At 57.2% G+C, this 15,301-nt stretch carries 14 protein-coding genes; 4 read left to right on the forward strand and 10 right to left on the reverse strand.

Annotation, left to right across the window (positions count from 1 at the left end):
- The first annotated feature begins 44 nt into the window (after positions 1 to 44).
- The gene (gene rlmN / locus AAK988_RS08380; RefSeq protein WP_369873517.1) at positions 45 to 1,097 is read left to right on the forward strand and encodes a dual-specificity RNA methyltransferase RlmN; all 1,053 of its coding nucleotides are present in this window, start codon (positions 45 to 47) and stop codon (positions 1,095 to 1,097) included.
- A 228-nt stretch (positions 1,098 to 1,325) separates the two neighbouring features.
- Here the strand turns inward: rlmN and AAK988_RS08385 are convergent, their stop codons facing one another.
- From AAK988_RS08385 to AAK988_RS08430, 10 genes are all read right to left on the reverse strand, one after another.
- Complete coding sequence (locus AAK988_RS08385; RefSeq protein ID WP_369873518.1) at positions 1,326 to 2,408, reverse strand: ParB/RepB/Spo0J family partition protein; 1,083 nt, start codon at positions 2,406 to 2,408, stop codon at positions 1,326 to 1,328.
- A complete protein-coding gene (locus AAK988_RS08390; protein WP_240806278.1) occupies positions 2,401 to 3,255 on the reverse strand; it encodes a ParA family protein in 855 nt (284 codons plus the stop codon). The genes AAK988_RS08385 and AAK988_RS08390 overlap by 8 nt, the downstream gene beginning before the upstream one ends.
- 249 nt (positions 3,256 to 3,504) lie before the next feature.
- Positions 3,505 to 4,155: a 16S rRNA (guanine(527)-N(7))-methyltransferase RsmG gene (gene rsmG, locus AAK988_RS08395; RefSeq protein WP_369873519.1), complete on the reverse strand. Its 651-nt coding sequence runs from the start codon at positions 4,153 to 4,155 to the stop codon at positions 3,505 to 3,507.
- A 126-nt stretch (positions 4,156 to 4,281) separates the two neighbouring features.
- The gene (locus AAK988_RS08400; protein WP_201757673.1) at positions 4,282 to 4,863 is read right to left on the reverse strand and encodes a Jag family protein; all 582 of its coding nucleotides are present in this window, start codon (positions 4,861 to 4,863) and stop codon (positions 4,282 to 4,284) included.
- 104 nt (positions 4,864 to 4,967) lie between these two features.
- Entirely contained in the window at positions 4,968 to 5,744 is a 777-nt protein-coding gene (locus AAK988_RS08405) for a YidC/Oxa1 family membrane protein insertase (protein WP_242369847.1), read from the reverse strand.
- A gap of 32 nt (positions 5,745 to 5,776) precedes the next feature.
- Positions 5,777 to 6,088, reverse strand: a complete 312-nt coding sequence (gene yidD / locus AAK988_RS08410; protein WP_369873520.1) for a membrane protein insertion efficiency factor YidD — start codon at positions 6,086 to 6,088, stop codon at positions 5,777 to 5,779.
- The gene (gene rnpA, locus AAK988_RS08415) at positions 5,994 to 6,386 is read right to left on the reverse strand and encodes a ribonuclease P protein component (protein WP_160324341.1); all 393 of its coding nucleotides are present in this window, start codon (positions 6,384 to 6,386) and stop codon (positions 5,994 to 5,996) included. The genes yidD and rnpA overlap by 95 nt, the downstream gene beginning before the upstream one ends.
- A 12-nt stretch (positions 6,387 to 6,398) precedes the next feature.
- Entirely contained in the window at positions 6,399 to 6,533 is a 135-nt protein-coding gene (rpmH, locus tag AAK988_RS08420) for a 50S ribosomal protein L34 (RefSeq protein ID WP_016310113.1), read from the reverse strand.
- A gap of 512 nt (positions 6,534 to 7,045) precedes the next feature.
- On the reverse strand, positions 7,046 to 8,830 hold the full coding sequence (dnaA, locus tag AAK988_RS08425; protein ID WP_160324342.1) for a chromosomal replication initiator protein DnaA: 1,785 nt from the start codon (positions 8,828 to 8,830) through the stop codon (positions 7,046 to 7,048).
- An 80-nt stretch (positions 8,831 to 8,910) separates the two neighbouring features.
- Positions 8,911 to 9,966: an ATP-binding protein gene (locus AAK988_RS08430; RefSeq protein WP_160324343.1), complete on the reverse strand. Its 1,056-nt coding sequence runs from the start codon at positions 9,964 to 9,966 to the stop codon at positions 8,911 to 8,913.
- A gap of 760 nt (positions 9,967 to 10,726) precedes the next feature.
- Between AAK988_RS08430 and dnaN the strand changes: the two genes are divergently transcribed.
- From dnaN to gyrB, 3 genes are all read left to right on the forward strand, one after another.
- A complete protein-coding gene (dnaN, locus tag AAK988_RS08435) occupies positions 10,727 to 11,827 on the forward strand; it encodes a DNA polymerase III subunit beta (protein ID WP_151430977.1) in 1,101 nt (366 codons plus the stop codon).
- A 24-nt stretch (positions 11,828 to 11,851) separates the two neighbouring features.
- Entirely contained in the window at positions 11,852 to 12,985 is a 1,134-nt protein-coding gene (recF, locus tag AAK988_RS08440; RefSeq protein ID WP_369880609.1) for a DNA replication/repair protein RecF, read from the forward strand.
- A gap of 287 nt (positions 12,986 to 13,272) precedes the next feature.
- Positions 13,273 to 15,216, forward strand: a complete 1,944-nt coding sequence (gene gyrB, locus AAK988_RS08445; protein WP_440132290.1) for a DNA topoisomerase (ATP-hydrolyzing) subunit B — start codon at positions 13,273 to 13,275, stop codon at positions 15,214 to 15,216.
- Positions 15,217 to 15,301 lie beyond the last annotated feature (85 nt).

A 15,301-nucleotide genomic window follows, 5' to 3' on the forward strand; every position in this document is an offset into this window, starting at 1 on the left:
AGGGGAAGTATATCAGAGCAGGTGCATTGTCTATAATGGCCCCTATGAATAACGAACTTATGACACTCACCCTTCCCGAGCTCACCGGTCTCATTGAAGCCTGGGGGTTCCCCCGATTCCGAGCCAAGCAGGTACACGAATGGATTCATCGGCACCATTGCACTTCTTTTGACGCCATGAGCAATGTGCCGGCCTCCCTTCGTCAGCGGCTGGCACAGGAATATCCCTTTGAGGAATTCTCCCTTGTCGACCGACAGGTCTCCAGCGATGGAACGCGCAAATACGTGTTCAAACTTAGCGACGGATGTCTTGTCGAAACTGTCGGCATGCCAACCCATCGCCAAGACGGAGCCATCGAGCGGTTATCGGTTTGCGTCTCCTCTCAGGTGGGCTGTCCCATGGCCTGCGCATTCTGCGCAACAGGGCGCGAGGGGCTCACCCGCAGCCTGCAAGCAGGGGAGATTGTCCAGCAAATTGCTACCGTTCAAAAGGACTTCGAAGCCCGCGTGAGCAATGTTGTTGTCATGGGCCAGGGAGAGCCATTCCTGAACTACGATGAGGTGCTTTCAGCACTGCGTATGATTAACAGCGCTGATGACCTTCATATCGGCGCGCGTCATATCACGATTTCCACCTGCGGCATCATCTCCGGCATCAAGCGCCTCAGCGACGAGCCTGAGCAATTCACTCTAGCTATTTCGCTTCACTCGGCAGTACAGTCAACCCGCGACGAACTCATGCCGAAAGTCTCCCAACAACCCCTGCCGCTGCTCAAAACGGCCCTTAAGAACTATACCCAGAAAACCGGGCGGCGCGTCTCCCTCGAATACCTCCTCATCAAGAACGTCAATGATTCCGACGAGCAACTGCGTGCACTTCTCGATCTATGTCGCGGACTCCTCTGCCATATCAATCTTCTGCCCATGAATCCCGTGGAGGGGGCTCCCTTCCAGCCAGCAACCGAGAAAATCGTTCGACACTGGATGAGAACGCTCGAAGCCGAGGGCGTTGAAATAAGCATAAGAAAGTCTCGCGGAAGTGATATCGACGGTGCCTGTGGGCAGTTGAAGAACCGTATTGTTTCACGTGAAACATGATCACTCCCAACTCGATATGTTATGTAAAGCAGTTTTCGCGAGCTTCCCATAGGGACTCTAGGCAGCAAAATTCTTCCAATATCGAGGCGACCCACTCAGATCGACCTTTAAGGCGCCTCAATCGGAAGTGGGCGCGCTCGATACAGAACAGGGGAATTTCGAAAATAAAAAGAAAGGGTGTTTCACGTGAAACACCCTTTCTTTCTTTTCTCAGTCCCGATAGAGAGGTTACTCCTCAATGGCTGAAGACTCTTCCTTCATGCCAAGAATCTCATCGAAGAGGCGCTGCAGATCTTCCTCATCCTTGAACTCGATCTCAATCTTGTTCTTGCCCTTGGAAGATTTGACGCGAACATTGGTCTTGAGGGTCTCACGCAGTGTCTTGGCAACTGATTTGAACACGGGTGGAGTTGCGGGACGAGTCGAAGTAGGAGAGGAGTCTTTCTTTCCTGAAAGCAAGCGGGCAAGGCTCTCGGCCTCACGCACGGTCATATTCCCCTCAACGATCTTCTCGGTAAGTTTCGCGCGTCCTTCGGGTGTGGATACCGAGAGAATAGCCCGGGCATGGCCGGCTGTGATCTTCTCCTCGTAGAGCAACTGCTGAGCCTCTTCGGGGAGATCGAGCAAGCGAAGAGCGTTGGCCACAGTGGATCGCCCTTTTGAAACCGCCTGGGCAACCTCGGCTTGAGTCATCGAACGACGCTCCATGAGGCGGCGGTATCCATAGGCCTCCTCAATGGGATTCAAGTCGCTTCGCTGGATATTCTCAATCAGAGCCAGCTCCAGTGCGAGGTTATCATCAGCCTCTTTGATGCGGATCGGCACTTTTTTGAGGCCCGCGGCCTTAGAGGCCTGCCAGCGTCGCTCACCAGCGATAATCTGATAGGTACCATCGCCCATCTGCCGAACAAGAATCGGTTGAAGCAAGCCGTCCTTTTCGATGGAAGTAGCTAGCTCCTCGATCTCTTCTTTCTTGAACTGAGTTCGGGGCTGATCGGGATTAGGGAAGATGCTATCAAGGCTCACTTCATCGGTCGTCCTCGTCTCCACTGTTTCTCGGACGAGAGCGGGCACAACAGCGCTTACCTCCCGCGGAATCGGCTCAGAGAGGACAGTATCGGCTCCTTCTTCGCTCACAACAACACGAGAAGCCGGTCGAGAAGACGCCGGCACCTCCTCGATATCCTCAACCTGAACGGTCAGTCGCTGGCCTTCGGGAGCTGGAGCAGCAGGGGCGGGAGCCTCATAGGAACCAGGGAGGAGAGAACTGAGACCTCGGCCCAATCCACCACGTCGTTCTGGCTTAGCCACGGGCAATCACTTCCTTCGCAAGTTCAATATAGGACAGGGAGCCACGACCACGGGGATCGTACTGGGTAATAGGCTGCCCGAAGCTGGGGGCTTCGGAAAGTTTTACCGTACGGGGAATAGGGGTGGAGAACACGAGACGCCCGAAGTACTCTCGAACTTCATCGGCAACCTGCTTCGAGAGGATCGTACGACTGTCATACATCGTCAAGAGAATGCCGTAAATATCAAGAGACGGATTCAAACGGCTTTTGACACGTTTCATTGATTCAAGAAGTTTTGTCACGCCCTCAAGGGCATAGAACTCGCACTGGATGGGAATAAGCAGCTTGTCAGCGGCCACCATCGCATTCACTGTGAGCAAACCCAAGGCCGGAGGGCAGTCGATAATAACGAAGTCGTACTTTCCCCGCATAGAGCCGATGGCGTCCTTCAGACGGTTCTCGCGGGCCATCTCAGAAACCAACTCCACTTCAGCGCCAGCAAGATTGATCGTTGCCGGCGCCACATCGAGACCTTCAGCCACATCAGGAATGATGACATCCTCCAATGGGGCGTCATTCAGGAGCACGTCATAAATGCACTGCTGGATAAGACCCTTCTCAATACCAAGACCGCTGGAGCAATTCCCTTGCGGATCGAGGTCGATGAGAAGAACCTGCTTACCCATCTCGCCCAGAGCGGCAGCAAGATTAATGGCCGTCGTTGATTTGCCGACGCCGCCCTTTTGATTGATGATGCCGATCACGCGCGTATGCCCAATCACATGTTTGACGGGAGCCTTATCCTTGTAGCTCTTAAGCGGCTGAACAGGTTCAGAATGATATGTCGCGGGAGCCACTTCCCGCATCGACACCTCAAGTTCATCGGGATCAGGTTCGCGATAAGTAGCATCCGCCTGGGCTTCACGTTGTTCCTGAGACTGAGGGGCGCGACCCCCGGCGATAGTCTGATTCTGTTTACTGTCCCGTTTAAGACCATCAAAAAATCCCACAGGAACCTCCTTCCTTAGCTGCAGCACAGTATAGCATCGGCCCTACATCACAGGACCGCTGATTCATAGGAGCGGCGAGTTAATCGTGATGTTTCACGTGAAACATCACGAACGTGGTTTCAGGGGGTTCCTCTGAGCCATTCCAACACGGCGAGGAAGCTTGACCTTACCACGGCCGACTTTCTCAAATACGAGAATAGAGCGTTCCGTCTCCCCATCACTGAGTACGAGCTCCCGTCGAGAGACAAGCCTCATGCCAACCAAATTCTCCGCAGCACGAGCCTCTTCCAACTCCTCGTCGTCTACATGGGCCTTATAGCATATCAGTTGCCCTCCTTTGCTCAGCAAAGGCGAGGCGAGCTCTAGAAGAGATACGAGGCGCGAGAGTGCGCGGGCCGTGAGAACCGAGAAAGAACCAGGACGATCCAGGGCCAACTCCTCAATACGGCCGTCATAGGTACTTATCTGATCGCTCAAGCCAAGCTCATCGAGGACACCGGATACGAGGGCCATCTTTTTTTTGACTGAGTCGATCAACACCGTCATACGGCCCGTGGCAAGGGCCAAGGGAACACCGGGGAACCCTCCGCCTGAGCCAAGATCGCCGTAGAGCCCTTCAGGAGCGGCCTCTATCTCAGGAAGTCCAGCAAGAGAGTCTTCAATATGGAGAACCTCCGCCTCTGTCTGAGAGGCGATACGCGTGAGATTCGTTGTCTTATTGACCTCGAGAATGGCATCAAGGTATTGATGGGTCAAATCACGACACTCTGACGAAGTCATAGAATCCCAAGCCTCCAAGGTTAGAAATGGTAATGAGATATTGTAAAGGAAAAGGGCGGGAATTCCCGCCCTTTCGCCGCTGTTCAATGAAATTCGCGGTAACTACAGGGGAACTACCACAACGTGACGAGCAGAACCCTCTCCCTCGGACACCGTCTCAACGCGATCGTCATCGCGAAGAGCGATGTGAATGATACGGCGTTCATAGGGAGTCATCGGACGCAAGCCCACTTTACGATGCTGGCTAACTGCTCGGTTGGCGGAGGAGTGGGCAATCGATTCCAGCTTCTGGCGCTGACGATTCTTGTATCCCTCGACATCAACCACAACCGGATAACGGAACCCAATGGTGCGGATGGTAATCATCGACACGATGAACTGCAGAGCATCAAGAGTCTTGCCGTGACGCCCAATCAGGACAGCCATATCGTCACCACTGATATCAAGGATGAGCTCTCCCTCATCACCCTCGTACTCGTCGATGGTTACATCGCCCACATTGAAGTACTGGAGGATATCCTGCAATGCGGCGATGGCTGTATCGGCAATGTTGTCCAGCATCTCATCGGTAACCACCAGCTCATTAGAGTCGGACGGAGTATCGGCAGCCGCCTCATCCGAAACGTCGGGAGTATCGCTCTCCGACATCGTAGCCTCCACAGCTTCGACGAATTCCTCGGTCATCAGGAGCTCCTTTTCTCTTCGCAGGGTTCCGCAGCGAACTCTTCCATTCCACGGACAAATAAAGAGAGTGTTTCACGTGAAACACTCTCTTAAGACAACGATTCTTAGCGCTTCTTCTTAGGACGCTTTTTCTTTTCCTTGCGCACCACATCAACTTCGACGGGCTTGACCACAAGGGCTTCTTCCTCTTCGCGCTTCTTGTCCTGCGCTCGGCAACGGGCAAGGGTCAGCTGATTCTGTGCGATACCAATCACAGAACTGGCTCCCCAGAACAGAAGCACGCCGGCAGGAGACCCCCACGAAATCCAGAGCATCATAATCGACATGATGCCGCCCATCATAAGCGTCTGGTTCTTCTGCTGGGTGTTCTCAGTCTTCAACTGCTGAAGCACCATGGGGAGAAACGTCGCACCGGCAAACACTACCATTAGAACCAAGTAAGGGAAAAAGGTGCCGAAACCCTCGGCGAAAGCCCCCGAGGGGGTCTGCACGAGATTGGGGACCAGATTGTAAAACGAATAGCTGTCGTCACCGATACGATCCCCCATCTCGCGCAGTACCTGGAATAGGGCAATAAAGATGGGCATCTGCAGCAGCATCGGAAGACATCCAGCGAGCGGATTAAACTTCATCTCCGCGTAAATCTTCTGCATCTCCTGGGATTGGCGCGTGGGATCATCGGGGAACCGCTCCTTGAGCGCCTGAATTTTCGGCTGGACCTTCTGCATGGCGTAGTTCGACTTCGCCTGCTTGTGCATCAGGGGAGCTACGATGATACGGAAGATGATCGTAACGATGATGATAGCCAGGCCCCAGTCGTGGCAGAAGTCAAAGAAGAACTGGATAACATCGAAGATCCAGTCCTTAAATATATCCCACATACGCAACCCTTCTCAAGTCGGCCGCGGTAGCCTCATGGCACGGGATCGTATCCATGAGGGCCGCCCGGACGGCATTTCAGTATCCGTTTCGCCGTGAGGACAAACCCCTTGCGAAACCCATAGCGCCTAAAGGCGGTGAGCCCGTATTCAGAGCAGGTGGGAACGAAGCGGCAGGCAGGAGGCAGGAGTGGCGAGATGGCCATGCGATAGAACATGATGATCCCGATGGCCACGAGGGCCGGCATGCGCTTAATGAAGACAGCGATCCGCCTCATCATTGCCCCTTTCCCATGGCGAGCTAAGGTGCGCCGCTGCGCCAGTGCAAGCCCTGAGCACGTCCCCATAGGAGGCTCGGCAGAGCGATGCGCGGGCGAGGAACACCACATCCTTGTCCGGCCACGGCCCTCCCAAATCTCGACAGAGAGCTCTCAGTCGCCGCTTAGCCCGGTTGCGCCAAACGGCGTTCCCCAGCTTCTTCCCAGCAATAAAAGCAACACGACCAGGGAGGTCGTGTTGCACGTCTTCAGCTCGGGTTGACATCGAGGAATGTTCCCCGACGATCAGCGTGAGATAGGGAGTTTTCAGACGCCGACCGGTTGAGAAGAGCTGGGAGATTTCAGTGCTGGACTTGATGGTATCCACGCCTGGGCACTCCTAGACGGTGAGACGCTTGCGCCCCTTAGCACGACGGGAAGCGAGAACAGCGCGGCCGCCCTTGGTGGACATGCGGGCACGGAAGCCGTGGCACTTGGCGCGCTTGCGTTTGTTCGGTTGATAGGTGCGTTTCATTGTTTTCTTTCCCTTTCATGGTTCAAAGAATAGCTTTCCGATTATATACCACAGAGAGAGGCTGTCAACGGGGAACTCTTAGGAAAACGCGAAGACTGTCGGTGGGATTGCCCTGCCTCGTGGAGAGACAGGGTTTTGGCGAGGGAGGAATCGAGCAGGGCTACAGGATTGCTTTTGCGAGAATGCAGGTTGTCTCGAAGGAACCCTCAGGTGCAACGACAGTCCGCTGAGAGAGATCTGCGGCAAAATGACGGGTGAGGCAATAGGACGATTCAGCAATCCGCCCCAGTTCTTCTATGTTCTTTCCCTTCGTCATTACAATAAACCTGGTTGATTAGTCGAGAACCTTAGAGAATCCCTGATCACAGCCATGAAATTTCCACGGGAAACTGGTTCATTTCCTGTAGGGGAAATCGGCCCTATGCCTCTCTCCCAGGCCTCCTAATGTCGGCGTTTGTGGAAAAAGGAGGGGTTATACCCGCGATATCCCCTACAATCCCCCAGTTTTGCACCTAGGATTCCCGAATGATCTTCATGAGTCTCTCCACGTCGCTTTGAACCTCCATGTTGTCCTCGAGCATCGCCTCAACGGTTCGGGTGGAGTGAATAACGGTCGAGTGGTCCCGGTTGAACTTCTTCCCGATATCGCCCTGGGGCATGTCAAGCATCTGACGGCAGAGGTACACGGCGATATGACGGGGATGCACGATGGTGCGGCTGCGAGCCGGGCCGACGAGATCGCTATGGCTTACCTTGTAATATTCCTCCACCGCCCGCTGGATGTCCTCAACGGTGACAGTGCGCGACAGTCCACCGGAGAAGTGGTTCTCCAGGAGGGACCGTACTTCCTCCACGGTGACGTCACCACGTTCGCCCATGGAAGTCTGATAAAAGGCCACCTTGGTAATGGCGCTCTTCAGTTCACGAATGTTCGACCCCGAGATCTCAGCAATATAGAGCTGCACGTCGTTGGAAAGGGCCAAATGCCCAAATCCCTCACTGCGACAGAGCTCGTCGGTAAAGGACTTGACAATACCAAGCTTGGTCTCGATGTCGGGCGGCTGGATGTCGACGGGGGAGCCGGCAGCGAAGCGAGATTGGTAGCGCTCGTCGAGGCCGATGCTCTTGGGGGCGCGATCGGCTGACAGCACTACCTGGCTACCGCGGCTCGTAAGGGTGTTAAGCAGTTGGAACACGATATCGAGGGTACGCTCTTTGCCTTGGAACTTCTGGACGTCGTCGATGAACAGCACGTCGGCTTCCTCGTAGAAGGTTTTGAAGTTCTTGAAACTGCTCTTTTCCCGATCATGGGCGGCACTGGCCTCGGCGTACTCGTTGGTGATGCTGTCGGCATCCACAAAGACGGTGCGGAGGTGCGGGTAGGTTTCCCCGATGTAGTTCTGGATGGCCCGCATGAGATGGGTCTTTCCCAGGCCGCTCTTGCCATAGATGAACAAGGGGTTGAGGGCGCTCCGGCCCGGCTGTTCGGCCACCTGCACGGCCATTTGGTAGGCAAGACGATTCGACGAGCCGATGACGAAATTGCTGAATGTGTAGGCTGAGCAGGGATTTGAGGTTCCCGCCGCTCCCGCCGGCGGCTGGGGTCGGTAATGGTCCTCGGCCCCAGCATCGGCGGTTGGGGCGGCGGGGCGTTCGGTTCCATGCACCCCGCCCGCGCCCGCGGGTGGGGTGCCATTTACGGGAGCACCGCCGCCAGCATCGCCCCAGGGCGGCATCGTCGGAGTTGCGGGGGCATTCGCTGTTGCGGCCGGATCGGAGGATGAGGGGTTTCCCAAAGCTCCCGGGTTCGCTGCGGGAGGGTTTCCGGGCCACGGTGCCGGGTAGGCGTTCGTGGGGGAGAGAGCTGCGGACAGGGGATTTGCTGGAGTCCCGGCGCCCGCAGCCGGGGTCACCGCAGGGAAGGACGCTGGGGCCGTGGCCCCGGGCGATCCCGGCACGCTCATCGGGGCCGCCGCAGGGGCGGGGGCCCCCGAGGGGGAAGACCCCGCCGCGGCAGCGGCCTTGCGGGCCTCTTGCCCCGGATCGATGGCGATGGCCACGGTGAACGGAATGCCGCACAGGTCGAGTAGAGCCCGCTGGATGGGCTCTACATAGTGTTGCTCCACCCAAGACTTGATGAAGTCGTTGTCGGCGGTGAGCATAAGGAAGGAGTCGCTCATGGCTTGGGGCTCAAGTCGCGAGAAGAAGGCGGTGACCTGGGAAGCGTCCATGTCGGGGTAGCTCATGACCTGGGTGCAGATGGTGTGCCACTGTTGATTGAGTTTCTCGCTGTCCATAGTGCTTCCTTGCGGTCCTCTCGCGGGGTTGAGTGGGAAAAGGGCGGTTGTTCTAACTGGGGCGCTGAGGTCTTTTGGGGCTACAGGAGCCCGGGGATCACTTGGGCGCCGTAGGGGGTGAGGGTGTACTTTTGACCGTCTTTCGTCACGAGGCTCTTGTCTCGCAACTCGTTGAAGTTATTCGTTACGGTCGAGGGCTTTGCGCCAAGACGGCGACAGATATCGGCGTTGCCGAGGCTCCCTTCGACGGCGAGAAGGCGCAGCATCTCCTGCTGAATCTTATTAAGCCGCAGGGTGGAAGCCCCGGCTACGGGCGCCACGGCCGGGTAGGGCATGGCCTGGGCCAGGGGCGCGCCCACGGGGGCCGCGGCGTAAGTGCCGGGTAGGGGCTGGCCGGCCATGGCCCCGTAGGGGCTCGCGGCCGGTGCCGGGGCGGGGGCATAGCCGTAGCCATAGGGCTGCGCCGCCGCTGGTGCGGCTACGGCCGCGCCCGGCACTCCCGGGGCGACTCCGTAGGTTGGTGCCGTTGCGGCAGCGCCCTCCACGCCTCCCGGGTAAGGACTCGCTTGGGGCATGGCTCCGTAAGGATTGACCTCGATATAGTCGTCCTCCTCCTCATCGGCCCCCGCGAGGCTTATGGTGACGACGGCCCCGGTTCCCAGGTTGTCCTCGATGGTGATGGTGCCGTGGGACGATTCCAGGTACTCGCGCACGATGGGCAGCCCCGACCCAACGCCGCGGATGTAGTTGCGCATGGGCTCAACCGCCGAGGAGAACCCGGGCATCTGAGCCTTTTCCTTGGAGGGGATGCCGGGCCCGTGGTCGGCGAACACAATAGTGTTGCCCTGATCGCGAATGGTGACGAGCACGCCCTTGAACTGGGCGTGGATAAAATTCTCGGACACTTCCCGGATAACCGTGTAGGGGATGGATCCGCCTGCGCCCCGTGCCTGCTCGTACACGCTGGAGGCGAGGGCCTCGATGTAGGCCCCGGTGGCCGCCGGTTGAACTTCGATGACCCGCGGCGCGCTGAGCAGGTCGTCGTAGAGCGCAATACGACCGACGGTTTCGACGAAGGTGTAGTCGAAGGGCTTCGCTTCAGGGGCGGTGTCCGGCTGGGCGGCGTGTGTCTCCATGGTGTTCGATCTCGTTCCGTGCGATTCGGCTTTTATTCAGTGGATTCGGAAGAAATTGGCTGCCATTGTACCTTGTTTTTGAAATGATGAGGCCAGACTGGAGGGGCTTTTTAGGACAACGGGTGGAAATCCACTTTATGTTCAGTATTTGTTGAAAACTTCCAATTTCCTCACCTGCACTTTTCACCTAATTCAGAGTTATTAACAGAAAGTTCAGTAAAAGTGGAAAACAGTGAATTTTTGGGAACAAAATTCATTGGCCTTCAAAGATGGAAAAGTTGAAAACTTTCTTGACAGGGAGCCTCAATCGCTCTTATCGGCCCACTCTTTTCTTTGTGCGGGTGCGTTGACCTCGTTCAGCTAAAAGGGATGAGGAGTACTCCCATTACATGGCCTTTATAGGCTTTAATCTGACATAAAGCCAGTTCAAGTACATAATACTATGACTGTTTAGGTGGAGCTAAACGCCCTGTCGGTTTCCCTGTTGCTGCTTTTTGGGGGTTTTCACCGCGGTGCAAAAGAGGTTTTCCACCGAGTTTGCTGGGGAAAAGACAGGTTTTCCACTTTATCCACCGCCGTTGCGCTCTGGAAAGTGCATAATCATCTCGCGGGGAAAGGTCGGGCGCCTGTGGTTCCGCCGAAGAAGCGCTCCGCTTTGCCCTTCTAGGGGAAGTCTGGCGTTATAATGCTCAAACCTTGCTTTTACATATCATCCGCCTGAGGGCGGTGAGCGACCCGTCAGTCGAGGAAAGGGTTTCCATTGAAGCTGAGCATTAATCGTACCGAACTCGCCAATGCGCTCTCTATCGTTCTGAAGGGCGTTTCCACCCGTTCCACCCTGCCGGTTCTATCGGGTATTCTCATTGAAGCCACGGGGGACAAGATCATCCTCCAAGCTACCGATCTGGAGCTGTCCATTCAATATTCCGTCGCCGCGCTCATTGAGGAAGAGGGCCGTGCCGTTGTTCCGGGCAAGCTGTTCTCAGAGATTGTGAAGAACCTGCCCGATGCGGCCGTTCACGTGGAAGCCACCGACGAGCAGGCTTTCATCACCTGCGATACCTCCTCTTTCTCCATTCGCGCTTTGAACGCCGAGGACTTCCCCGGCTTCCCCCGGGTTGAGACGCACCAGCGCATCGAGATTCCCTTCCAGCAGTTCTCCACCATGGTGAAGCGCGTGTCCCGCGTTGTGTCAAAGGATGAGAGCCGGGCCATTCTCACAGGCGTGCTCATCACGCTGGAGAACGGCGTGCTGCGCATGGTGGCCACCGACTCCTACCGCCTTGCCATTACCGATGCTCCTCTGGAGGAGACGGCGGCCGATGAGTTCCAAGCGGTCATTTCTGGCTCATTCCTGTCGGAAATCGCCTCGCTGCCCAAGACCGAATCGCCGGTGTCGCTGGCCCTGGCCGACAATCAGATCGTGGTGACCTGCGAGGATACCGTGTTCATCAACCGTCGTATCGAGGGGAACTTCCCCAATTACAAGCAGCTGCTCCCCGATACCTACGCTACCCGCGCTACCCTAGAAGTGGACAAGCTCGTAGCCAGCGTGCGACGCGCCTCGTTGCTCGGCTCCAACGCCTCGCCGGTGCGCTTCGACTTGAACGCCGCTTCCCAGACTGCCCAGATTACCGCAGCATCTCAAGATGTGGGCAGCGCTCAAGAGATTCTCCCTTGCACAGTGGAAGGCGAGGATGTGGAAATCGCCTTCAACTACGCCTACGTGCTCGATGGCCTGGGGTCTATCGCCACGGATGAGGTGTACCTGGAGGTGCTCTCTTCGTTGAAGCCCGGTATTTTCCGTGCCCTGGAGCCTGAGAACTTCCTGTATCTCGTCATGCCCGTGCGCATTTCCTAGACCCGATGTTTCACGTGGAACGTTTTGACGCTGCGCATCGAACAACTTGCCTTCCGTAATTTTCGGAGTTATGAATCAGCATTGTTGACGTCCATCGGGGATTTGACTGTGCTCGTGGGGGAGAACGCCATGGGCAAGACTAACATCATAGAGGGCGTCCAATTGCTCACCGCCCTCACTTCTTTTCGCCATGCCACCATTGATCAGCTGATTCGCCATGGTTGTGAGAGAGCCCGCCTGCAGGCTCAGGTGAGCGATGGAAATCGCGAGCTTTCCCTCGATCTGGCTCTCGATGGCAAGGTGAGGAAATACCGCCTGAACGGAAAGGCGAAGCGCCCGGCCGACTTGAAGGGCCTGGTGCCGTCGGTGATCTTCACGCCCGATGATCTTGATCTAGTGAAGGGCCCCACCGCCGGACGACGCACCGCTTTGGATACCCTGGGATCTCAAGTAAACAAGAACTATTATGTGGTGCGCCGCGATTATGAGAAGGTGATCCGCCACAAGAACCGCTTGCTCAAGGAAGAGGCGCCGCCGGCTCTTCTCGAGGCCATCAACGAGATGGTGGTGACTGCGGGTGCGCAGCTCGCCTGCTATCGCGCCGCCCTCTTTGCGCGGCTCCAGCCTTCCATTGCGGAAAAGTATCGTCAGATCTCTCGGGGTCGCGAGCGCTTAACGGCGTACTACACGCCCTCGTGGGCTCGTTCGGGAAAGGAGCCGATAACCCCGTATCCGGGGGCTTTTCCCTTAATGACCTTCACGCGGGACGAGGCACGGGAAGCTCTGGCGCGATCCCTCCATGAACGCGCCACCGAAGAGCGTCGTCGGGGCCGATCTCTTGTGGGACCCCATGGTGACGCCATCGGATTCTTCCTCGATGATCAAGATGCTTCCCTGTTCGGAAGTCAGGGCCAGCAGCGCTCCATCGTGCTCGCATACAAGCTCGCTGAGGCCGCGGTAGTGGAAGAGCTCTTGCAGCAGAAGCCGGTGCTTCTTCTGGATGATGTGATGAGTGAGCTTGATGGTGCCCGCCGCGAAGCCCTGGTAGATGCCATGGAGGGAGGTTGCCAGACCTTTATCACCACGGCGAATCTCGCCTATTTCGACCAGGGTATGCTCAGTCGGGCTCAAGTGGTTGAGCTTCCCCTGTCGGTCTAGCGTTTCGCTGTGAACCCCTGCCGCTTAGTTTTTAGTTCGGCGCCCCGGGCCCTGATCCTGCCCTATTGTTTCGCCTGCACCTTTCCTGAGAAGTCCTGGCGCCCCTAGAACTTCGATTTTCGAAAATGTGATATTTTCCCCATAAAATTCCAAAAGTACCCCTGAGAGGCCGTTAAAACAGCCATTTTCAGACCTCGCAAAACCACAGGCCACTATCCCATGCTATAATCGACGCTCAGTCAGCGCTCGCATCGGGCGCATTTTCTATGTAGAGCGAAGGAGTGTCAGTGGCACAAAAACCAGATCATTACGACGGTTCTGACATTCAAGTCCTTGAAGGGCTTGAAGCCGTTCGCAAACGCCCCGGCATGTACATCGGCTCCACCGGCCCCCGCGGCCTGCATCACCTGGTTTACGAGGTGGTCGACAACGCCGTGGACGAGGCCCTGGCCGGTTACTGCGACACTATCGAGGTGTGGATCCATCCCGATAATTCCATTTCGGTCAATGATAACGGCCGCGGTATTCCCGTGGACAAGCATCCCAAGGAGAAAATCCCCACCGTTGAGGTGGTGCTCACCATCCTGCACGCCGGCGGCAAGTTCGGCGGCGAGGGCTACAAGGTGTCCGGCGGCCTGCACGGCGTGGGTGTGTCGGTCGTGAATGCCCTGTCCACCAAGGTGGAGGTGCAGGTGCGCCGCGACGGGAAGACCTATGAGATTGACTTCGACCACGGCAAGACCAACAACAAGCTGCACGAGGTGGGCCCGGCGAAGAATACCGGCACCAAGGTGACCTTCTGGCCCGACCCGGCCATCTTCACCGAGACCACGACCTATGACTACGACACCCTGGCGGCCCGCTTCCGCGAGATGTCGTTCCTCAACAAGGGCCTGAAGATCATCCTCCACGACGAGCGCGTGACCGATGCCGACGGCAACCCCCGCACCGAGGTCTTCCAGGCTCTCGGCGGCATTGTGGACTTCGTGAAGTTCATCAACGATGGCAAGGAAACCCTGAACAAGCCCATCTACTTCGAGGCCGAGAACGCCGACGGCACCGTGGAAGTAGCCCTGCAGTGGTCCAGCTCCTATTCCACCAATTCAGTCATGGCCTTCGCTAACAACATCAACACTCACGAGGGCGGTACGCACATGGACGGCTTCAAACAGGCCATCACCCGTACCATCAACGACTATGCCCGCGCTAAGGGACTGCTGAAGGAGAAGGACAACAACCTCTCCGGCGAAGACGCTCGCGAGGGTCTGGCCGCCATCATCTCAGTGAAGCTGCACGATCCGCAGTTCGAGGGCCAGACCAAGACGAAGCTTGGCAACACCGAGATTCGCCCCTTGGTGCAGAACGCCGTGACCCAGGGACTCGCCGAGTATCTGGAGGAGAACCCCACCCCGGCCAAGCGCATCATCGGCAAGGCCACTCAGGCTCTCAAGGCCCGCGAGGCTGCCCGCAAGGCCCGCGAGATGACCCGCCGCAAGAACGTGCTCGATTCGTTCTCCATGCCCGGCAAGCTGGCCGACTGCGCCAGCAAGGATGCCTCCCAGTCCGAAATCTTCATTGTAGAGGGTGACTCGGCAGGCGGCTCCGCGAAGCAGGCCCGCGACCGTAAGTTCCAGGCCATCCTGCCCCTGCGCGGCAAGATCCTGAACGTGGAGCGCGCCGGTCTGCATCGCTCGCTGTCTTCCGAGACCATCAGCTCCCTCATCACCGCTATCGGCACCAACATCGGCGAGGACTTCGACGCCGAGAAGGCCCGCTACCACCGCATCATCATCATGACCGATGCCGATGTGGACGGCGCGCATATCCGCTGCCTGCTGCTCACGTTCTTCTACCGCTACATGCCCGAGCTCATCAATCTCGGCTACATTTACATCGCCCAGCCGCCCATCTTCGGTCTGAAGAAGAAAAATTCTCGCAGCACCAAGGTGGAGCGCTATATCTACGACGAGAAGGCCCTGTCCTCCACGCTTGCCGAGTACGACGACCCGGGCAAGTTCGACGTGCAGCGCTACAAGGGCCTCGGCGAGATGGACCCGGAGCAGCTGTGGGAGACCACCATGGAGCCGGCCACCCGCACGCTTCTGCAGGTGAACATCGACGACGCCGTGGAAGCCGAGCGCGTGGTGAGCGAGCTCATGGGCGACCAGGTGGAGCCCCGCAAGGAGTTCATCCAGAAGCACGCCCGCGACGTCCGCTTCCTGGACATTTAAGGAGAACCTAAATGGCAGATTTTGAAGACGAGAACTTCGACGCCGACGAGCAGTCCGGGGTAGAGGCCGCCGAAGAGGACGCGCT

Source organism: Adlercreutzia muris (assembly GCF_041223505.1).
Classification (GTDB): domain Bacteria; phylum Actinomycetota; class Coriobacteriia; order Coriobacteriales; family Eggerthellaceae; genus Adlercreutzia; species Adlercreutzia muris.